The sequence below is a fragment of the Pseudomonas laurentiana genome, from assembly GCF_014648275.1.
Taxonomy (GTDB): Bacteria; Pseudomonadota; Gammaproteobacteria; order Pseudomonadales; family Pseudomonadaceae; genus Aquipseudomonas; species Aquipseudomonas laurentiana.
Genome location: NZ_BMQU01000003.1, coordinates 19,074 through 37,906, shown reverse-complemented (window position 1 = coordinate 37,906; position 18,833 = coordinate 19,074). Strand labels below are relative to the sequence as shown.

Genomic DNA, 18,833 nt, shown 5'->3' with positions numbered 1-18,833 from the left:
GCACACTAGCCAGCAATATCGGCGTCCGTCGGCCCATCAACCAGATTGCCGCGGACCTCGATGGCATGGCCGAAGAACAGCTCACCGTCCTCGTGCCAAAAGGTGAAATCCCCGGCGGCGTCGATTTCGATGGTGAGCAGTTTCATGCGTGACAGGAAGTCTGCAGCAGAACACGCCCCTTCATCGTCGCCAAGCCAGTGTTCGTTCTTCAGCGGCAACAGTTGGCTCAACGCAAAATCGCTGATACGGCGGTGCCACTGCTGCTGTGCCTGAAACAAGCCCGCCGCCAGCGAGATGACAGCCTGAGGGCTCTCGGGATCGGCGCAACGCAACAGCAGGTTGATCTCTGAACCGTTCCAGACTGCCGTACCCTCAAACTGATCGGAGCACTTTTCCCGCTCAAGCACGCCAAATTCCGGGGTATCCAGCCGCACAGGGATTTGCAGGTCATCCGCAATGCGCTTCAGCTCGGCATCGGCGGCCTGACAAGGTGTGATACTGCGCACCAGGATTGCACCGCTCGCCGTTTCCCCCTGCACCTGGAGGGTATGCTGACTGAAGGCACGAACCTGACGCATCCAATGCTCGACTGCACTCTTTTCCACCGGCATCTCACACCGCTGCCGCTGCTGTGTCAGGGTACCGTCCTGGCGTTTCCAGGCGGCCAGGTAGAACACCAGTGTCCATTGCTCAGTGTTGCCGATACACCCCGCCCCTGAACCAAAGGCATCGACCAGCCCGATAATGGGTTCATCCGTGTTCAACATGCACGCGTTTCCTTTGTCTGTAGTGGGGGCCGGCTTATTGTCCACGTATCAGTTGCTGTGCGCACGCTTCACACGAGAGCGTGGTCATTGCCCTGTGACCCAAGGGCCATAGAGTGCCCATTACTCGTGTTATCGCACCTCATTTCGCAGACGCCGTGAGCGGTTGCTTCGGGGCGTTTTCTACCCCTCATGACCGGCAAGAGTCGGCCAGCAATAGTCGCTCAGTACATTTCCACGACTGACGGCTTCAGGCTAAAGTGGCTTACTGATATGGATCTGAGGGCTATTGTGTATGTCCGAAGTAAGCGAGTTTGTTAATGACAGTGAGGTGTACAGAACCTTGCTGGAGTCGACCAAGGCGATTCCTTGGAAGATTGATTGGACCTCGATGAAATTCGCCTATATCGGCCCTCAAATCGAGGCGTTGCTGGGCTGGAGTCCTGAAAGTTGGGTGAGCGTGGAAGACTGGGCTATGCGCATGCATCCAGAAGATCGCGAATATGTGGTGAATTTCTGCGTGGCACAATCCCAGGCTGGCGTGGACCATGAGGCGGACTACCGAGCGCTGACCAAGGACAACGGCTATGTGTGGATTCGCGACGTTGTGCACGTGGTGCGCAATGACAAGGGCGAGGTCGAAGCACTGATCGGCTTCATGTTTGACATCAGCGAACGCAAGAAGACCGAGGACCAACTGCTGAGCTTGCAGAAAGAGCTAGAGGTGCTTTCGTTCAAGGACGGTTTGACGAATATCGCCAACCGCCGCCGCTTCGATAGCTGTTTCGAGTTGGAGTGGGAACGTGCGCGCCGCGAGCGCCAGCCACTGTCTCTGCTGTTGTTTGACGTCGATTTTTTCAAGCAATACAACGATTTGTACGGCCATATTCAAGGCGACAAATGTTTGATAGCGATTGCCCAGACGCTGAGTTTGGCGTTGGATGGCCCTCGTGATCTTGTGGCTCGCTATGGAGGCGAAGAGTTTGTCGTGCTGCTGCCCGAAGCCGATGCTGAGGTGGCGCGTAAAGTTGCTGACCGCTGCCAGCGGTTGATTCAGAAGCAGTCCATCGTGCATGCGCTATCGCCACATGGCCACCGCGTCACTGTCAGCATAGGCGCGGGCTCGGTGGTGCCAGGTGAGCGGGAAAAGCCTACAGACTTCATCAACGCCGTAGACCAGCAGCTATATGCGGCTAAAAACAATGGACGGCACCGCATTGAACATGTGCAGTTGGAGGGGGTAGCGTGCTGGTCTGCAGTTGAACGTGCAGAAGAACAAACAACTACCAATCATTCATAGAGAACCTGTGAGCTTCTGCCAAGGGTCGATAGCGGTCACTGTCTGTAATGGACCGTCCTGTCAGCCAGCTCGGGCCGAGGCTTTAGGCCTAGGTATTGTTCTTCAGGATGAGCCGGACAAATGTCGGCTCGCTAGCAGTCGCCCCAAGCAGCTATTCTTGCATGGCGACCGTGGGTCGTGAGCAAACGAGCCACGGCAGGTCAATAGCTTGGAACCAGGCTGGTAACAATCATGGAAGAGGTGAGATGCATGGCTGCTGACTACAACTGGTCCTTGATCGTCGGGGGTGTGCTAAGCCTCGTGGCGGCAACTTTACATGTGGTGGCTATCTTTATGGGGCCAGTGGGATACCGGCTGTTTGGCGCTGGCGAACGTTTCGTCAGCGCAGCTGAAAGAGGTAAGATTCATCCGCCGCTCATCACGCTGGGCATCGCACTGGTACTGGTGTCGTGGGCAGCCTACGCACTTTCCGGGGCTGGGGTGATGAGTCCTCTGCCGCTGCTGCGTCCGGCGCTCGTCGCAATAACGCTTGTCTACCTGTTACGCGGGCTAGTGGGGCCGTTTTTCCTGGTGGGTACGGGCCGATCCACTCAGTTCATTGCGATCAGTTCGGCCATCTGTACATTGTTTGGCTTGGTCCATCTGGTGGGAGTGATGCAGATTTGGTCCTGATGGGCCTTGTCGTCACAATGCTGCCTGTATCAGCGCTAACTAAGGATGGACGTCCGCTTTGGGTCGAAAGCGGTCAGTCGCGACTGGCAGCTATCGACCCATAGCGGTCATAGAAAGCCGTTTTCCGCAGGCGCGGAGGACCCGTTACTCCAGAATCGCCACGGCCCGGACAAAACCTGCCGAAGCATGACGGATCTTGTACGGGAAGCAACTGACCAGAAACCCATCTGCCGGCAACTGCTCCAGATTGGCCAGCTTCTCCATTTGTCCGTATCCGATATCGCGCCCGGCCTTGTGTCCCTCCCAGATAAGCGAGGCATCACCGGTTTCATTGAAGCGTTCGCGGGTGTACTTGAACGGGGCGTCCCAGCTCCAAGCATCGGTGCCAACCACCCTCACCCCCCGCTCCAACAGGTACAGCGTCGCCTCGCGCCCCATGCCCACCCCGGCCTCAAGGTAGCCAGGCTGACCGAAGAGGCTGCCCGCCCGGGTGTTCACCAGCACGATGTCCAGCGGCTGCAATTCGTGACCGATACGTTCAAGCTCGGTCTCGACCTGCGCCGCCGTGACCACGTGACCATCCGGCAAATCCCGAAAGTCCAGCTTCACCCCCGGCTGCAAGCACCATTCCAGCGGCAGTTCATCGATGCCGAAGGCCGGCTTGCCGCCGTCGGTAGTCGATGCGTAGTGCCAGGGCGCATCCATATGGGTACCGCTGTGGGTAGTGATCTGCAGGCGCTCCGCCGCCCACGACTCATCACCCGGCAAGTCTTCCTTGCGCAGCCCGGGAAACATCGCGGCCATCTCCGGCCAACCCTGCTGGTGGTCCATGTAGTCGATCTTCGGCAGCAGGGGCGGCGGATCTGTGTAGGGGTTGTTGTCCAGGGTTACAGACAGGTCCAGCAGACGACGTGTGTTCAAGGCCATGAGAAGACTCCTTTGCGGCTGACGACGCAGCGGTTGCGACGGGATGGCAGGTCGAGGGCATTGCGTAGCAGCCCGGCCACCGAACCGTCATGGCAGAAGCCCAGTTCGCGAGCCTGGGGGCTGCGCAATGGCGGATAACGGCCGAACAGGGCTTCGAGCTGCGGGTCCGGGTCGAAGGCGATACGCGCGAGGTTGTCCGCACCAAAGCTGTCCGCCAGGCCGGCCAGCACCTGGGCGATGGACAGGTGCAGCACCGGCAGTTGCCAGATGCGCTGGCTGCCAAGGTCGTCCAGCTCTGCGGCGCGCAGCAGGTTGTCCACGCAACAACGCGCAGACATCCACCAGGCACACGCCTCGGGAGATACCGGACAGGTGTAGGCCTCCCCTGCCGCATAGGTATGCAGCAGGTCGCTCATGAACGCCGAGCGCAAACCGTTCGGCTCGCGCGGTCGGGCGACGATGCCAGGAAGGCGCAGTGCGCGACCATCCACTTCGCCGCGTCGGGCCAGATCCTGCAAGGCGATTTCCACCATGCGCTTGTGCGCTGCATAAGACAGTTGCGGTGACGCCGGCTGGCCTTCGTCCATGCGAGCCGGCAACTCACCGCCGTACACTGCGACGCTGCTGGCATACACCAGCACCGGTGGGCGATTGGGGTTGCGCAACTGGTTGAGCAGCTCGAGGCTGGCTTGCAGGTTCACCTGGTAACCCAGCTCGTACTGCGCCTCGGCAGCACCGCCCGGTACGCTGACCAGGTGGAAGACGACATCCACGCCATCGGCCAGCGCCCGGCGCAGCAAAGCCGCGTCGGTGATGCTGCCGTGGTGACGACGCAGGCGTGCATCCTCGGGCAGGCCGTCCAGTGCCTGGTCCAGCACCAGCAACGCTTCGATCCGCCGCCCGCGTACCTCGCCGGTCTCCAGCAAGCGCCGCACCAACAGCCGACCGACGAAGCCATTGGCACCGGTGACCATCACACGCATGGCCAGCCTCCCTGGACCACGCGCTGGTCGATGGCGCCGAACAGCACCTCGCCCCCCGGCCCGCGTGCCTCCATCCGCACCCGGTCGCCAAAGCGCATGAAATCTGTGCGCGGCGCACCGGATGCAAGGGTTTCGATGGCGCGGCGCTCGGCGATACACGCCGAGCCCACGCTGCGATCGGCGTTGGAAACGGTACCGGAGCCCACCAGCGTGCCGGCACTCAAGCGCCGGGTCAGCGCCGCGTGGGCAATCAGCTGATGAAAGCCGAAGTGCATGGCGCCGCCATAGGGATGGCCAAACCACTCGCCATTCCACTGCACCTGCAGCGCAAGGTGCACCCGGCCGTCGCGCCAGGCCTCGCCGAGTTCATCCGGGGTGACCGCCACCGGCGCGAAACTGCTGGCCGGCTTAGCCTGGAGAAAGCCGAAACCGGTCCTCATCTCCCGCGGGGCCAGGGCCCTCAGGCTGACGTCGTTGAGCTGCAGAACCAGGCGCACATGCTGCAAGGCCTGCTCCGCCGCGCAGCCCATGGGCACGTCATCCAGCAGCACGGCGAACTCCCCCTCGAAATCGATGCCGTGGGCCTCGCTCGGCAAAGGGATGTCCGCGCACGGCCCAAGGAAGTCGTCGCTGGCACCCTGGTAGATCAGCGGGATGTGCTCGACGCCTTCGATCGGGTCGAGGTTGAAGGCCTTCTGCATCAGCTCGCCATGGCTGAGGAAGCATGAGCCGTCCAGCCATTGGCTGGCCCGTGGCAAAGGCGCGGCCAGTTGCGCCGGGTCGAGGTCGAAAGCGTCTGCGGCCACGTTATCGTTGAGCCGCTGGTACAGCGCCTGCAAGCGGGCTTCGACCTGGGGCCAGTTCTCCAGGGCAACCTTCAGGCTGCCAGCGATGTCGCTGGCATCGACCGCGCGCTCAAGGTCACGCGCCACCACCAGCAGGCGGCCATCGCGGCTGCCGTCGTTCAGCGTTGCGAGCTTCATGGCAGCAGCTCCTTCAGGTCATCGGCATAGCGCCCGTCGAGCAGGATGAAGACCATCCGCGCCATCTGTTCGCTGCGGTTACTCCAGGCGTGGTTGGTACCGCGCTGGACCACGATGTCGCCACGTTTGAGGTGGACTTCGCCATCGTCCAGTACCAGCCAGACCTCGCCCTCGGTGACGATGCCGTAGTCCAGGGTCTGGGTGCGGTGCATCAGCTTGTGCCTGGAGTCCGACTTGCCGGTGCCGGCACTGGCCTCGCCGATTTCGGCGAAGGCTGCCGCCGCCTCCTCGGCACTTACCTGGTTCTGCACGCTGTCCGGCGGAATGTCCACCACACGGATCACGCTGCCCAGCGGGCCAGGGCTCAGTTGCAGGGGCTGCGCGGTCGGATCGTCGCCGTTATCCAGTTGCGCCGGGCTGCCGACACTGTTCCAGACTTCGTAGAACAAGGTGCCCGGCACCGCCTTGAGCGGGAAGTTGTTCGGCGTCGAGCCACAACTGGCGACAACCGCCTGACCCTCGGCATTGTGGCCGGTGACCACACGTTTGAATGCAGGAAGCGATTGCATGCTGTCTCCTTTCAATTGCCGTCGCCGATGGTCGTGCCACCGTCGACAATAAGATTCTGTCCGCTGATGAATGCGCCGCCGGGAGCGGCGAGCAGCAGTGCCAGGGCCGCCACCTCTTCGGGGCGCCCGACCCGGCGCAACGGCGTCAGCGCCAGGCGCCGTTGCAAGACATCCGGGTTATCGGTCAATGGCCGGGCAAACTCGGTCTGGATGACGCCGGGGCTGATGGCATTGACACGAATGTTCGCCGGCCCCCACTCCACCGCCAGGTTGCGCGCCAGTTGTGCCAGACCGGCCTTCGACAACCCATACAGGCCCAGCCCCTTGTTGCCGCGCACACCGGCGATGCTGGCCATCAGCACCACGCTGCCACCACCGCCCTCGGCCATGGTCGGCAGCAATGCAGTGGTCAGCCATACGGCGCTGCGCAGGTTGACGCTGAAGGTCAGCTCCCAATCGGCGTCGCTGGCCGTGGACAACGGCCCAAGGTGCGGCGCGACGCCTGCGTTGCACACCAGCGCGTCGAGCCCTCCGAAATGCGCCAGGCATTGATTGGCCAAGCCCTGTACCGCTTGGGCTTCGCGCAGGTCAGCCACCAGGGCGATGGCCTCGATGCCCTCTTGCGCCAGCTGTGCCACGGCCTGCGTGCAAGCCTCGGCAGATTCGCTGCTGATGGCGATACGCGCCCCCGCGCGCCCGTACTCGCGGGCAATGGCCAGGCCGATGCCACGGGTGGCGCCAGTGATGAGGGCGGTCTTGCCCGCCAGGGAAAACCATTCGCTCATGGTGCACCTATCCCTACCGCCGCACGCTGGTGACGCATCAACGACAGGCACGCTGGCGCCAGCGCCAACTGACCGAGGGCAATCACCAGCAGCGCATGCGGCAGCTGCATAGCCATACCGGCCATCAGTGCCAGCACCAGCAAGGGGCTGATGAACTCACCCGCGAAAATCGCCGCGGTGAACCCGCCCGTGGCGCGGCCTCGCTGGTCGAAACCGACCTGCTGCATCACCCGGGTGATCAGGGTCGGCAACAACAACCCCACACCCAGACCATTGACCAGCACCGCCAGCACCACCGGCGCATAGCCGCTCGCCAGCGCCAGCAGGCCGCCACCAAACCCCGCCGTGGCAAAGCCCAGGGCCAGCAGGCGAGCGACCGGCAAGCGCGCCAGCAAGCGGAAGGCCAGGGCACCGGCCAGCACGCCGAGCTGGTTGGCGCCCATGGCCAGGCCGACCTGTCGGGGCGCATCGACCTGCAGTAGTTGCAGCACGTAGCCGGCCTGTACCGGGACGATGAACAGGCTGACACCGGCCAACCCGGTCAGCAGGTACAACGGCGCCAGGGCGGCCCATGGGAAACGCGACTGCGCCGTCGCTTCGGCTGCGCTATGGCAGGCGCGCGGCTCCCACAGCAGCGCGGCCATCAGCGGCAAGCACAGCACGCCCACCGCGTAGAGTGCGAACGGCGTACGCCAGTCGCTCTCACCCAGTGCGCCGCCCACGCCCATGAACAACGCTGCCGACAACGAGGTGACCACCATCTGCAAGGCGAACAGCCGCGCCCGACGCTGGCCATCGAAGTAATCGCCCATCAGCGTGGTGCAGCAGGTCATGATGCCGGCTTCGGCCAGGCCGATGCCGGCGCGGCTGGCGACGATCAGGGCCAGTGAATCCAGCCACAACGGCAACACGCCGCAAAGGCTGTAGAGCAACATGCTCGCCAGCAGCAGCGCCCGCCGTCCCATTCGGTCGGCCAGTACCCCGGCCAGCGGTGCCAGCAAGGCGATCACCAGTGCCGGCAGGGTCAGCGCCACCGGCACCAGCACTGCAACGCCCGCTGTCTCGGCAAAATGCGCATGCATGCGTGGCAGCACCGGTGCGATCAGCACCGCGCCCAGCACGGGCAGGCAACTGCCGAACAGCAACAAGGCGGCCTGGGGGCTTGCGGCGGTACGTTCAGCGGCCATGACTGATCTCCTTGAGCGGGCGCAAGCGGGCACCCTGCTCCACCGTTGCACCAGCGTGCTCGTGCTGCCTCGTCGTATGTTCATACGTCGGCAATGCTGGCTGGCGCTCCTGATCCGCGCGCACCTGACGCTGCGGCAAGAGGAAGTAGGCCAGCGCCGGCAACAGGATCAACGCGCCGACCATGTTCCAGACGAACATGAAGGCCAGCAGCACGCCCATGTCGGCCTGGAACTTGATCGGCGAGAAGATCCAGGTGCCGACGCCGATGGCCAGGGTGATGCCGGTGAGCATCACGACCTTGCCGGTGAACAACAGCGCACGGTAGTACGCCTGGGACAGGCTCGCGCCCTGGCGCAACTGGGCCAGGACGATGCTCATCACGTACAGCGCGTAGTCCACGCCGATGCCGACGCCCAGGGCAATCACCGGCAAGGTCGCCACCTTCACGCCGATGCCCAGGGCAACCATCAACGCTTCGCAGAGGATCGAGGTCAGCACCAGCGGCAGTACCGCGCACAGCACCGCGCGCCAGGACCGGAAGGTCACCAGGCAGAGCAGGATCACCGCGCCGTAGACCCACCAGAGCATGTCGCGGTTGGCCTGTTTCACCACCTGGTTGGTGGCAGCCTCGATACCGGCGCTGCCGGCAGCCAGGAGGAAACTGGCCTGGTCGCTGTCGTTGGCCTGGGCAAAGCCCTGGACGCTGTCCACTACCCGTGCCAGGGTGTCGGCCTTGTGATCGGTGAGGTAGGCGTAGAGCGTCAGCAGGCTGCAGTCGTCGTTGTACAGCCCGCGAGGGGCGCCCGCGGTGACCATGTTCAGGGTCGCCTGGTTGTTGACAAGGTCGTACCACTTCGGGCTGCCTTCGGAGAGGCCGACCAGCACTCGGCGGTTGAGCTGCGCCAGCGAGTTGGTCGAGTCCACGCCCTGCAGGCCACGCAACTGCCAGTCCAGGTCGTCCACGCGTTTCAAGGTGTCATAGGCCGAGCAGCCACCAGGGGCGGTGCGCACCATAACAGCAAAGACATCGCTACTGGCGCCGTAGTGCCGGGTGACGAACGCGTTGTCGCGGTTGTAACGCGAATCGGCGCGCAGCTCGGGGGCGCCGGCATCGAGGTCACCGACCTTCAGGTGCAGGCTCACGGCGTAGCCTCCGGCAGCCATCAGTGCGGCCACGGCGATGCACGCGGCAGCCCAGCGGCGGCGAGTGAACAGGTCGAGGAAGCGCCACAGCGCATGCTTGCGCGCCCCCCTGGCATCGCCCTCTTCGGCACGCAGGCTGCGCTGCGCCGCACGGCCGCTGACGCCCACATAGGAGAGCAGCACCGGCAGCAGGATCAGGTTGGTGAAGATCAAAACCGCCACGCCCAGGCTGGCGATCACCGCCAGGTCCTGGATCACCTGAATCTGGATGATCATCAGCACGGCGAAACCCACGGCATCGCACAGTAGCGCGGTGAGACCGGCCAGGAACAGCCGGCGGAAGGTGAAGCGCGCCGCCACCAAGCGATGCATGCCGCGGCCGATGTCCTGCATGATGCCATTCATCTTCTGCGCGCCGTGGCTCATGCCGATGGCGAACACCAGGAACGGCACCAGCACCGAGTAGGGGTCGAGCTCATAGCCGAGCAACGGCAGCAGGCCGAGCTGCCAGATCACCGCCACCAGCGAGCACACCACCACCAGCGCGGTACTGCGCACGCAACGGGTGTACCAGTACAGCACACCGGCGGTGATGGCGATGGCGGCGGCGAAGAACAGCAGGATCTGCTGCAGCCCGTCGATCAGGTCGCCGACGACCTTGGCGAAACCACTGATGTGGATCTCCACGCCCTGCGCCTGAAAGCGTTCGCGCAAAGTCTCCAGCTCATGGGCGAAGGCCGAGTAGTCAAGCGCATGACCGTCCGGGGTGTTTTCCAGCAGCGGCACGTAGAGGATGCTCGAGCGCTGATCGAAGGCCACCAGCTGGCCAATCTCGTTGGAACGCTCGACGTTGCGCTTGAGCGCCTCCAGGCTGGCGGCAGCGCCATCGTAGCCATCAGGAATCACCGGGCCGCCTTCCAGGCCTTCCTCGGTCACCCCGGTCCAGCGGGTGGACGGGGTCCACAACGACTTCATCGCCGCACGGTCGACCCCCGGCAGCAGGTACACCGCGTCGTTGAGCTGCTGCAGACTATGCAGGTAGTCCTTGTCGTAGATGCTGCCACGCGGGTTGGCTACCGCGATACGCACGGCGTTGCCCAAGCCGGCAAGTTCCTGGCGGTGTTCCAGGTAGTTGTGGATGAACGGGTGATCGCGCGGGATCATCTTCTCGAAGCTGGCGTTGAGGGTCAGGCGCGAAGCCTGCCCACCGAGCAGCAGGGTCGTTGCCAGGCACAGCAACAACACCAGCGCACGGTGGTTGAACAAGGCACGTTCCAGCAGCGAACCGGACGTGCTGTCGAAGTCGTCGAGACGGCCGCTGGACGGCGCAGGTGAATTCATGGCGTGCATGGCTCAGTCCGTCGTGGTGGAAAGGGAGGAAGATTCCAGGCGGCGCGCGCCGGCCATGCCGACGGCAACGATGGCACCGTCGGCGGCGGCGGTGGCGGCGGTCAGTGGCAGGCCATCGGAGACCGCCACAGGCTGCGCGGCAAATCGCTCCAGACCACTGCGCAGCAGCATCCCCGCCTGGTTGGCGAGCAACAACTGGCCACCCGCGACGCGCATGGCATTGAGCGATGCCGGAACCGGGTTGGCCAGCGCCTGGAGGCTGTCGCCACCGTCATCGGAAGCGAACAGCGAACCGCGCAGGCCGCCGACCAGCAGGCGGCCGTCGGGCAACACGGCGGCAGCGAAGTAGCTACCGTCGTACGGGCTTCGCAGCGCGTCGAAATGCTCACCGCCATCGCGCGAGCGCAATAGCAGGCCCTGCTCGCCGGCGACGTACAGGTTGGCGCCCTGGCGGGCCAGTGCGTAAAGGTGCAGCCCGCGCCGATTCGGCAACAGGCCCATGGCCGACTGCCAGCTGCGCCCACCGTCGGCCGTGCTCATGGCCAGGCCATAGGCGCCCACGACCAGGCCGTGGCGTGCATCGGCGAAGCTCAGCGCGAGCAGCGGCTTGTCCGCGCCATCAGCCTGCAGCCTTTGCGCCGCCGCGAGGCGGCCTTCGTCAGCGGACGCTTCGGCTGCCTGCACCTCCAGGGCGGCAGCGCGCTTGCCGTCGAGTTGCAAGCCCCAGTGCTCGCCGCCATCCTCGCTGTGCAACACCACGCCAGCGTGGCCGACCGCCCAACCGTTGCGCTCGTCGACGAACTGCACGGCAGTCAGGCTGACGCTCACCGGCACAGCCTTGGCCTGGCGCCAAGTCGCGCCGTTGTCGTCGGAAAGCAGCACCACGCCACGCTCGCCCACCGACACCAGGCGCGCGCCGGCGCGGGCCACGTCCTGCAGCACCGCATGCAGGGCCTGGGGCCCTTGCACCGCGGGCTGCGCGAGTACATCCACACTACCACCGGCGAAGGCCGACGGCAGCCCGCAACAGGCTGCCAGCAGCCAGCCGTAGAGCATCTTGTTCATCGCACGCAACCTTTTGTTCTTTTAGTGGGTACCGCGGGCGCAGTGCGCCCGCTCAGCGCACGCCCTCGCCAGCCATGGCGTCGGCGGTGAATACCGAGTCCTTATAGGGCGGCACGATGCGGTACTGCTCGTTCTTGCCGGCGAACAGGTCCCCGGCGAACCAGGCACCGGAGAGCAGGTCGTAGAAGCCGTTGGTCAGGGTCACCACGCCTGGCAGGTCGGGCAGCACCACCGGCGAGGTCCAGACCACCTTAGCCAACTGGTCACGCGCGTCGTAGCGCTCGCCGAGCACAGCCGCCCAGGTGTCCTCGTCGAGGTAATAGGTGCTGCGCGGCATCACGTGGCGCTGGCCATTCTTCAGGGTCGCCTCGACCACCCATACACGGTGCAGCTCCCAGCGGATGGATTCGGGGGTCAGGTGATGCGGATCGAGCAGCGCCTCGGCGTTACTGGCAGTGAACACCTTGTTGGCGTTGTAGGGGATGTACATCTCCTTCTTGCCCACCAGCTTCCAGTCGAAGCGGTCAAGGCGACCGTTGAACACGTACAGCTCATCGAAACTCATGACTCCTGCGGTGGCCGGGGTCGGCGTGTCGCAGCAAGCATTGGGCAGACGGCGCACACGGCGCTGGCCCGGCAGGTAGGTCCAGACCGCAGCTTTGTCGGCGTTGAGGTTTTCCAGGCCGGTGATGGCCTCGCCGGCGCGCAGTGGCGGGCCGTCGTTGGTCATGCGGATTGACCAGAACACCCCCTTGTCGCCACTGCCGCCAGGCAGGTACCAAGGCATCTGCAGGTCGGCGCGCGAGTCGTTGGTGAGCACGTGCTTGCCGTCGGCGGTGGTCAGGTACTGGTTGAAGCTGGCGTGCCAGGACGCACCACGCCAACGCAGCAGGTGGTTCCACATGGCTTCCACGCCGTTGGCCGGGATCGGGAACGGAATGCCGCCGGATGCGCCTTCAGGCATGGGGCCTGCGGGTCCGTCCACCAGTTTGCCGCTGGTGGCGTTGGCGAAGGTGGCGTCGTACACCGACTGTGGCGCGGCAGCGCTGCGGTGGGTCGGGTAGATATCAAGGCGGTAGCTGTATGGGTATTTCTTGAGCATCGCCTGGATGCCCGGCGCCAGCTTGTCGGCGTACTGCGCCATGTTCTGCGCGGTGATGGTCAGCAGCGGCTTGTCGCTGGCAAACGGGTCGCCGCGCTTGCCGCCTTCCTTGTAGGCCGGGTCGGCCTTGGTGTAGCCACCGGTCCAGGTCGGTATACTGCCATCAGCATTGCCAGCACGCTCGCCGCCCAAGGGGGTCAGGGTAGTCTTGAGAGTGGCCGCCTGTTCGGCGGACACTGCGGCAACGGCGCCGTGGGCGAACAGTAGTGAGGCGCTCAGGGCAGTGAACAGGGAAACGACTTTCTTGTTGTGTTTCATCGGGTAGTCCTCGGTCAGAAGGTGCGGCTGACGGTGAAGGCGATGAAGTCGCGGTCTTTGAGCGACTGTTCGAAGGTGTAGTGGCTGTCGGCGTCGAGGAAGGTGTTCTCCGGGCCGTAGAAGTGCGTGTAGGTCAGGCCCAGGCTCCAGGTGTTGAGGTAGTTGCCCTTCAGGCCGATGTTCAGGTCGCCGCCATGGTCGGTGCCAAAGCCGGTGCCCAGCGCCATCGACGCGCCGTTGGTGTAGCTCGCACCGATCGGCACCGACAGGTCGAGGCCGGGCAGGATCTGCCGGTACATCGGCTCGAACACCAGGCGCAGGCTGGTGGCGTCGCGGTCGGCGTTGGGGTCGATGGCATCAGCGTTCTTGCTCACGCTCATCACCCGGTTCCAGGCGATTTCGCCAAGGAAGCTCGACTCGGCAGCGATGAAGTTCGGCTCCAGGCTGGCAAGCCAGGAGAAGTTGGCGTGCAGCGTGCGGCCGGTGGCGTACAGCGGGTTGTCTTCGTTGTCGATTGCCTCGCCCACGGCCAACGCATGCTGGCTGGTAGAGGCCAGCGGCTGGTTCCAGCGCGTGGACAATTCGCCGGCCAGGTTGAAGTTGCCCAGGGTGGTGGAGAAGCTGGCACCAAAGGCTTCGATGCCTTCGGGGTACACCCAGTAGAACTCGCCGGCCTTGCCGCTGACCGGGTCGAGGCTGGCGAAGTCCGGGCGCACGTTGAGCTGCGGCGACTTGTCGTGGAAGCGGATGGCATACAGGCCCCAGTCGACCGTCTCGGTACGCCAGCGCAACTGCACACCGCCCTGCCCCGAGTCCTTGGCTTGCTTATCGTGGCCGTGGAAGAACGCCAGGGGCTGGCCACCCGGGAACACCGGCGCCCCGACGAACATGCGCTCGGCGCCATCGCCGAAAAAGTCGTCTGTGGAAAAATAGCTACCCGCCGCCGGCAGGCGGTTGGCCTCCCACTCGAACTGGTAGTAGGCCCCCACCGACACATCCGGCGTCAGTTGAAGTTGCCCGGAAATCTGCTGCACCGGCCGGATCAACTCCTTGAACTGCGTGTTGGGTACCGACAGGCCCTTGACCACATCCACCGGCGCCATGCCGCCAGCGATGCCGTTCATGCCGTAGAACAGGCTTTCGCCCCACTGCATGGCGTACTGGCCAAGACGGCCGGACAGCGGCATGTCGCCGATCTCGGTCTTGCCGAAGATGAAGGCATCGAGCAACTCGCCCTTGCGCCCGTGCAGGGTGCGGGTGTCGTCGGTAAATTCGTCGTAGCCGACTGAATAGCTGTTGGCGCGGCTGGGGTCGTTATTGTCGGTGCCCCGGTTGTAGACATCGTCGTACCAGGCCGCACCACTGACCCGCGCGCCGACGTTGTGATAAGTGATGTCCAGCTCGGACAGCAGGTCGAGGCGATTGGAGATCAGGCCCTTGTCGAAGTTGCGATCACCATCGTCCAGGTTCAGCGCGGTCTGCCCTTCGGTGAGCTTGCTGCTGGCGTCCTGGGTGCGCCAGGCGGCGCTGTATTTCAGCGTATTGTCCCAGCGCACCCGCAGGTCGGGGTTGCCGGTGTCGAATTCGAAGGCCTGCGCCTGGCTTGCAGCCAGCGCGACAAGCGCCAGGCTGAGGGGCTTGAGCGTCGGCAATGGCCGTGCGAATGCACCTTTGCGAGTCAACATCGTGGTTTCCTCTTTCTTGTTCTTGTTCTTGTTCTTGTTCTTGTGCGTCGGTGTTGGCGTAGGGGCCGGCGCGCCAGGCAGGCAGGGCGCGCCAGTCAGGGAATCAGATCGGTTGCGCGGTAACCTCCAGCATCTGCTTGACCAAGCCGATGCGGTCGAAGGACGGGTCACGCTGGACCTCCTTCTCGCCGGCCAGCAGGGACATCTCGCTGATGAATTTGCAGCGTTCGAAGCGCCGGCCCATGAAGCGCTGCAGCTGTACGTCGAGGCTGCCGTCGGTGGTGAGTTCCTCGGCCAGGACCACGGCATCCTCGATGGCCATGCCGGCGCCCTGCCCCAGGTGCGGCGTGGTGGCATGGGCGGCATCACCGATCAGCAGCACGCGGCCGCGGTACCAGGGTTCGTCAACGAACACCGCCTCCAACGGCTTGTAGACGACCTCGGCGCTGTCATCGATGAGCTCGCGCAACTCGCCGATCAGCCCACCAAAACCGGCCAGGCGCTGGCGCAGGTCCTGCGCCAGGGTGGCGGGCTCCATCCAGGGGTTGCCGGGCTCATGCGAGGTGGTGAACAGGTACATCAGGTCATCGGCCAGCGGCACCAGGCCAGCGTTGCCCGATGGCCCCTGGTAGTTGGCCAGATGGTCGATGCCGGCGGCCCGCGGGAAGTTGTAGCGCCACACCGACTGGCCGGTGAAGCGCGGCTGGTACTGGTCGCCGAACAGCAAGCCGCGCACTTTCGAGAACAAGCCATCGGCACCTACCACCAGCCCGTAGCGGCCTTGGCTGCTGTCGCTAAACAGGACATCCACGCCGCTGGCATCCTGCTCGACGCTTTCCACCGAGGTGCCCAGGCGCACCCGCGTGCCGAGTTCGATGGCGGTTTCGCTCAGCACCTTGTGCAAGGCGCGGCGCGAGATACCGACGTTGGCCGGGTACTGCGGGCCGGCCAGGCGCTGGCCGGGGAAGCGCGCCAGCTGCTGCCCTTCGGTGGTGTAGATGGCCACATCCTCGAAGGCGTAGGCCGCATCGAGATAGGCCTCGAGCAGGCCCAGACGGTGCATCTCGCGCACCACGTTGCTCTGCTGGATGATGCCGACCCCGTAGACGGTCCATTCGGTCTTCAACTCGACCAAATCGACGGCAATGCCCTTGCGGCGCAGGGCGATGGCAGCGCACAGCCCGCCAATCCCGCCACCCACGATCAGTACGTTGTTCACAGTATTCATGGCATGTCTCACGTCTTGTTCTTGTTGTCCGCCCCGTCATGCGAGGCGACCGTTTCCTGTGCCTGGGCACAGCTTCCCGGCTGCGCCGGGCGTTGACCAATCGCGTCGCGGGATGCGACCTATCGCGCGGCGCGATAGGTCAGCGTTCGAGCTGCACCAACGGCAATAGCAGCCAGCCGTCCGTTTCCTGGTGCACCAGCACCTGCAAGGCCTCGCCACGGCAGGGGCCGTGGACGCAGGCGCCGTCCTCGGGCCGGAAGCGCGCGCCGTGGGCATAGCACACGACCCACTGACCATCGGCACTCAGGAAGCGATCCTTGCGGTACTCCAACGGCACCAGCAGGTGCGGGCAAAGGTTGCGGTAGACCCTGACCCGGCCCCGGTGGCGCAGGGCGAACAAGCTGTCCGCGCCCCTGCCCTGCGGGTCGAAGCCGCGCGCCTGGCCTTCGCCCAGCGCATCGAGCCGGCACAGCGCCACGCAACCCATGCTTCAACCCTGCTTCGGCGGTGGGCCGCTCGGTGCCCATTTCTCCCGCGAGGTGAACAGGAACAGCTGCGAGTTGTCAGCCGACATCGGCGCCTGGCGCGCCGCCCACTCGTCATCGTGCTTGTCCATGTCGGCGTCGTACTCGATGTGGCAACCGAGCGGGCTGTTGAAGTACCAGAACCAGTTTGAGCCCAGCAGGTGACGGCCTGGCCCCCAGAAGCTGGTCCAGCCGTTCTGCTGGAAGCGCGTGCCAGCCAGCAGCACCTCGGTGCCGCTGCCCATGTGGAAGGTGAAGTGCTCGCAGCCCTGCATGTGCGGCGGCGTCTGGATCATGAACAGGCAGTGGTGGTCGTCCATGCCGGCTGTGCGCATGAACGGGCCGACGCCGATGAAGCTGTCGGTGGTGACGAAGCCCAGGCGGTCGCGATAGAACGCTTCGCCCTTGGCCGCGTCGGGCACGAAGTACACCACGTGGGACAAGGTGCGTGGCAGGGCCGGCATGTCTGGAGCGATGCCCAGCTGGTTGAGCGGGCGCTGCGGCGCGCTGCCAGGGGCATTGGTGAGGTCAGCCGGCGCTTCGAAGGCGCGGCGGCAGGTCACCTGGAAGGCGATGGCGAAACCCAGGTCATCGACGGTACGCAGCGCGCCGCCGGCGTCACGGTGCACCGCGCGGTCACGGCCCAGTTCGTCGGCGATCGCCTCCAGGTCAGTCGCGGCGGCCACGCCGTAGATGGTTTCACGCAGCGACGGCGTAGGGCCCAGCGCTGGCGGCAGGCGGCTGTCGTCGCCGCGGCGGATGATGATCGCGGTACCGTCCAGCGCTTCGAAACGGCCACCGTCGGCGTCCAATTGAACGGCTTTCAGGCCATAGTCACGCAGGCAATCGGCACAGGCCTGTATATCGTCGACGCCGAATACCAGCGCGTCGAGACCAAGAATGTTCATGGCTACCACTCCATTGAAATTGTTATTCGGCGAGCCAGGGTCACCGGTAGTGGGTCGCGGCGGCATGGCGGCCGTTCGACTGGAGCGCAGGTTGCTCGGTGGTGGGCCGGGGTGACCAATCGCGTGTCGGGATGCGAGGCATCGGCAATCGCGATACCTGTGCGCCAGCCCATGGCGCCTGGCGTTGGCTGGCTGCAGAAGGGGAAGGTATTGACGTATCGGTAATCCAGCGGGAAGGTATCGCGAAAATAACTACAAGAACCGAGAGCTATCACATGCGCTTTCACCACCTTGATCTGAACCTGCTGGTTGCCCTGGACATCCTGCTCGATGAGCAGAACATCACCCGCGCTGCCGAACGCCTGCACATGACCCAGTCGGCCACCAGTGGCGTGCTCGGCCGCTTGCGGACCTTCTTCGAGGACGAACTGCTGGTGCAGGTCGGCCGCAAGATGCAGCCCACGCCCTACGCCCTGGAGCTTGCCAAGCCGGTGCGCGAGGTGCTGCTGACCATTCGTTCGTCAATCACTGCCAAGCCGGTGTTCGAACCGGCCAGCAGCAAGCGGCACTTCCGCCTGGTGGCCTCGGACTACCTGATCAGCGTGCTGTTCGCCCAGGTTCTCCAGAAAATCCACCAGCAGGCGCCGCACATCACCTTCGAAATGATCAGCCCCGGCGACGGCAGCGCCGAGCTGCTGATGCGCGGCGAGGTCGACATGATGATCGTGCCCGAGCGCTACCTGATCGACGGCCATCCGGCACAGCTGCTGTTCGAGGAAGACCATGTCTGCATGGTCTGGCGCGACAACCCCGAGGTCGGCGAGCAGTTGAGCCTGGAGCAGTACATGCAGATGGGGCACATCTCGGTGGGCTTTGGCCGCAACCGCCACCTGAGTATCGAAGACTGGTTCATGAACCAGTACGGCTTCAACCGCCGCCTGGAAGTGATCACCAACGACTTCAACACCTTGCCCCAGTTACTGGTGGGCACCCCGCGGATCGCCACCATGCACCGTCGCCTGGCCGAGCTGTACGCCGGCTATCTGCCCCTGCGTATCCTGCCGCCACCGGTGAAGATCCCGGTGATGCGCGAGTTCATGCTCTGGCACCGCAGCATGGAGGGTGACCCCATGCACCGCTGGCTGCGCGAGCGCATCAGCGAGTTCATCCAGCGCGCCGAGACGCAGCCAGGTGCCCTGCGCGCCACCGCCTGAACCGCCACCATCGCCCCGGCCACCGCAACGGTGCCGGGGCATCGCGTTTCACGATACCTCGCATCCCTTATCACGATTGGCCCCGCCCTGCCCTGCCTACGTACCTTGCTTGCGAACCGCGCCCT

General features: G+C 64.5%; 17 protein-coding genes. 3 read left to right on the top strand and 14 right to left on the bottom strand.

Going from position 1 to position 18,833, the window contains the following annotated elements:
* Positions 1 to 5: 5 nt before the first annotated feature.
* Positions 6 to 767, bottom strand: a complete 762-nt coding sequence (locus tag IE038_RS03830) for a DUF2262 domain-containing protein (protein WP_163938855.1) — start codon at positions 765 to 767, stop codon at positions 6 to 8.
* A 292-nt stretch (positions 768 to 1,059) separates the two neighbouring features.
* Between IE038_RS03830 and IE038_RS03825 the strand changes: the two genes are divergently transcribed.
* On the top strand, positions 1,060 to 2,064 hold the full coding sequence (locus IE038_RS03825) for a sensor domain-containing diguanylate cyclase (protein WP_163938852.1): 1,005 nt from the start codon (positions 1,060 to 1,062) through the stop codon (positions 2,062 to 2,064).
* Between the two features lie 249 nt (positions 2,065 to 2,313).
* Positions 2,314 to 2,736: a hypothetical protein gene (locus IE038_RS03820; protein ID WP_163938850.1), complete on the top strand. Its 423-nt coding sequence runs from the start codon at positions 2,314 to 2,316 to the stop codon at positions 2,734 to 2,736.
* Between the two features lie 144 nt (positions 2,737 to 2,880).
* Here the strand turns inward: IE038_RS03820 and IE038_RS03815 are convergent, their stop codons facing one another.
* The 13 genes from IE038_RS03815 to IE038_RS03755 all read right to left on the bottom strand — a co-directional run bounded on the left by IE038_RS03815 (position 2,881) and on the right by IE038_RS03755 (position 17,494).
* Positions 2,881 to 3,663, bottom strand: a complete 783-nt coding sequence (locus IE038_RS03815) for a cyclase family protein (protein ID WP_163938848.1) — start codon at positions 3,661 to 3,663, stop codon at positions 2,881 to 2,883.
* Positions 3,654 to 4,646, bottom strand: coding sequence for an NAD-dependent epimerase/dehydratase family protein (locus IE038_RS03810; RefSeq protein ID WP_163938846.1), 993 nt, complete (start codon positions 4,644 to 4,646; stop codon positions 3,654 to 3,656). The genes IE038_RS03815 and IE038_RS03810 overlap by 10 nt, the downstream gene beginning before the upstream one ends.
* Positions 4,637 to 5,629: a fumarylacetoacetate hydrolase family protein gene (locus IE038_RS03805; RefSeq protein ID WP_189395172.1), complete on the bottom strand. Its 993-nt coding sequence runs from the start codon at positions 5,627 to 5,629 to the stop codon at positions 4,637 to 4,639. The genes IE038_RS03810 and IE038_RS03805 overlap by 10 nt, the downstream gene beginning before the upstream one ends.
* Positions 5,626 to 6,198: a cupin domain-containing protein gene (locus IE038_RS03800; protein WP_163938844.1), complete on the bottom strand. Its 573-nt coding sequence runs from the start codon at positions 6,196 to 6,198 to the stop codon at positions 5,626 to 5,628. The genes IE038_RS03805 and IE038_RS03800 overlap by 4 nt, the downstream gene beginning before the upstream one ends.
* A gap of 11 nt (positions 6,199 to 6,209) precedes the next feature.
* A complete protein-coding gene (locus tag IE038_RS03795; protein WP_163938842.1) occupies positions 6,210 to 6,983 on the bottom strand; it encodes an SDR family NAD(P)-dependent oxidoreductase in 774 nt (257 codons plus the stop codon).
* Complete coding sequence (locus tag IE038_RS03790; protein WP_189395171.1) at positions 6,980 to 8,170, bottom strand: MFS transporter; 1,191 nt, start codon at positions 8,168 to 8,170, stop codon at positions 6,980 to 6,982. The genes IE038_RS03795 and IE038_RS03790 overlap by 4 nt, the downstream gene beginning before the upstream one ends.
* The gene (locus IE038_RS03785; RefSeq protein ID WP_189395170.1) at positions 8,160 to 10,664 is read right to left on the bottom strand and encodes an efflux RND transporter permease subunit; all 2,505 of its coding nucleotides are present in this window, start codon (positions 10,662 to 10,664) and stop codon (positions 8,160 to 8,162) included. Before IE038_RS03785 ends, IE038_RS03790 begins: the two co-directional genes overlap by 11 nt.
* A gap of 3 nt (positions 10,665 to 10,667) precedes the next feature.
* Positions 10,668 to 11,729: a WD40/YVTN/BNR-like repeat-containing protein gene (locus IE038_RS03780; RefSeq protein WP_189395169.1), complete on the bottom strand. Its 1,062-nt coding sequence runs from the start codon at positions 11,727 to 11,729 to the stop codon at positions 10,668 to 10,670.
* Between the two features lie 52 nt (positions 11,730 to 11,781).
* Positions 11,782 to 13,149, bottom strand: coding sequence for a DUF1329 domain-containing protein (locus IE038_RS03775; RefSeq protein WP_163939786.1), 1,368 nt, complete (start codon positions 13,147 to 13,149; stop codon positions 11,782 to 11,784).
* Between the two features lie 14 nt (positions 13,150 to 13,163).
* Positions 13,164 to 14,834, bottom strand: coding sequence for a DUF1302 domain-containing protein (locus IE038_RS03770; RefSeq protein ID WP_163939785.1), 1,671 nt, complete (start codon positions 14,832 to 14,834; stop codon positions 13,164 to 13,166).
* A 103-nt stretch (positions 14,835 to 14,937) separates the two neighbouring features.
* Positions 14,938 to 16,062 (bottom strand): FAD-dependent oxidoreductase, encoded by a 1,125-nt coding sequence (locus tag IE038_RS03765; RefSeq protein ID WP_189395168.1) that lies wholly within the window; start codon positions 16,060 to 16,062, stop codon positions 14,938 to 14,940.
* Between the two features lie 139 nt (positions 16,063 to 16,201).
* Positions 16,202 to 16,549 (bottom strand): Rieske (2Fe-2S) protein, encoded by a 348-nt coding sequence (locus IE038_RS03760; RefSeq protein WP_163939784.1) that lies wholly within the window; start codon positions 16,547 to 16,549, stop codon positions 16,202 to 16,204.
* Between the two features lie 3 nt (positions 16,550 to 16,552).
* Positions 16,553 to 17,494, bottom strand: coding sequence for a VOC family protein (locus tag IE038_RS03755; protein ID WP_189395167.1), 942 nt, complete (start codon positions 17,492 to 17,494; stop codon positions 16,553 to 16,555).
* Positions 17,495 to 17,769: 275 nt separating this feature from the next.
* Between IE038_RS03755 and IE038_RS03750 the strand changes: the two genes are divergently transcribed.
* Positions 17,770 to 18,708, top strand: a complete 939-nt coding sequence (locus IE038_RS03750) for a LysR family transcriptional regulator (RefSeq protein ID WP_027916890.1) — start codon at positions 17,770 to 17,772, stop codon at positions 18,706 to 18,708.
* The last annotated feature ends 125 nt before the right edge of the window (positions 18,709 to 18,833 follow it).

What these genes read in the sequence shown, in the direction of transcription:
- IE038_RS03830 (WP_163938855.1), bottom strand. Translation starts at nt 767, where the DNA reads ATGTTGAACACGGATGAACCCATTATCGGGCTGGTCGATGCCTTTGGT.
- IE038_RS03825 (WP_163938852.1), top strand. Translation starts at nt 1,060, where the DNA reads ATGTCCGAAGTAAGCGAGTTTGTTAATGACAGTGAGGTGTACAGAACC.
- IE038_RS03820 (WP_163938850.1), top strand. Translation starts at nt 2,314, where the DNA reads ATGGCTGCTGACTACAACTGGTCCTTGATCGTCGGGGGTGTGCTAAGC.
- IE038_RS03815 (WP_163938848.1), bottom strand. Translation starts at nt 3,663, where the DNA reads ATGGCCTTGAACACACGTCGTCTGCTGGACCTGTCTGTAACCCTGGAC.
- IE038_RS03810 (WP_163938846.1), bottom strand. Translation starts at nt 4,646, where the DNA reads ATGCGTGTGATGGTCACCGGTGCCAATGGCTTCGTCGGTCGGCTGTTG.
- IE038_RS03805 (WP_189395172.1), bottom strand. Translation starts at nt 5,629, where the DNA reads ATGAAGCTCGCAACGCTGAACGACGGCAGCCGCGATGGCCGCCTGCTG.
- IE038_RS03800 (WP_163938844.1), bottom strand. Translation starts at nt 6,198, where the DNA reads ATGCAATCGCTTCCTGCATTCAAACGTGTGGTCACCGGCCACAATGCC.
- IE038_RS03795 (WP_163938842.1), bottom strand. Translation starts at nt 6,983, where the DNA reads ATGAGCGAATGGTTTTCCCTGGCGGGCAAGACCGCCCTCATCACTGGC.
- IE038_RS03790 (WP_189395171.1), bottom strand. Translation starts at nt 8,170, where the DNA reads ATGGCCGCTGAACGTACCGCCGCAAGCCCCCAGGCCGCCTTGTTGCTG.
- IE038_RS03785 (WP_189395170.1), bottom strand. Translation starts at nt 10,664, where the DNA reads ATGCACGCCATGAATTCACCTGCGCCGTCCAGCGGCCGTCTCGACGAC.
- IE038_RS03780 (WP_189395169.1), bottom strand. Translation starts at nt 11,729, where the DNA reads ATGAACAAGATGCTCTACGGCTGGCTGCTGGCAGCCTGTTGCGGGCTG.
- IE038_RS03775 (WP_163939786.1), bottom strand. Translation starts at nt 13,149, where the DNA reads ATGAAACACAACAAGAAAGTCGTTTCCCTGTTCACTGCCCTGAGCGCC.
- IE038_RS03770 (WP_163939785.1), bottom strand. Translation starts at nt 14,834, where the DNA reads ATGTTGACTCGCAAAGGTGCATTCGCACGGCCATTGCCGACGCTCAAG.
- IE038_RS03765 (WP_189395168.1), bottom strand. Translation starts at nt 16,062, where the DNA reads ATGAATACTGTGAACAACGTACTGATCGTGGGTGGCGGGATTGGCGGG.
- IE038_RS03760 (WP_163939784.1), bottom strand. Translation starts at nt 16,549, where the DNA reads ATGGGTTGCGTGGCGCTGTGCCGGCTCGATGCGCTGGGCGAAGGCCAG.
- IE038_RS03755 (WP_189395167.1), bottom strand. Translation starts at nt 17,494, where the DNA reads ATGAACATTCTTGGTCTCGACGCGCTGGTATTCGGCGTCGACGATATA.
- IE038_RS03750 (WP_027916890.1), top strand. Translation starts at nt 17,770, where the DNA reads ATGCGCTTTCACCACCTTGATCTGAACCTGCTGGTTGCCCTGGACATC.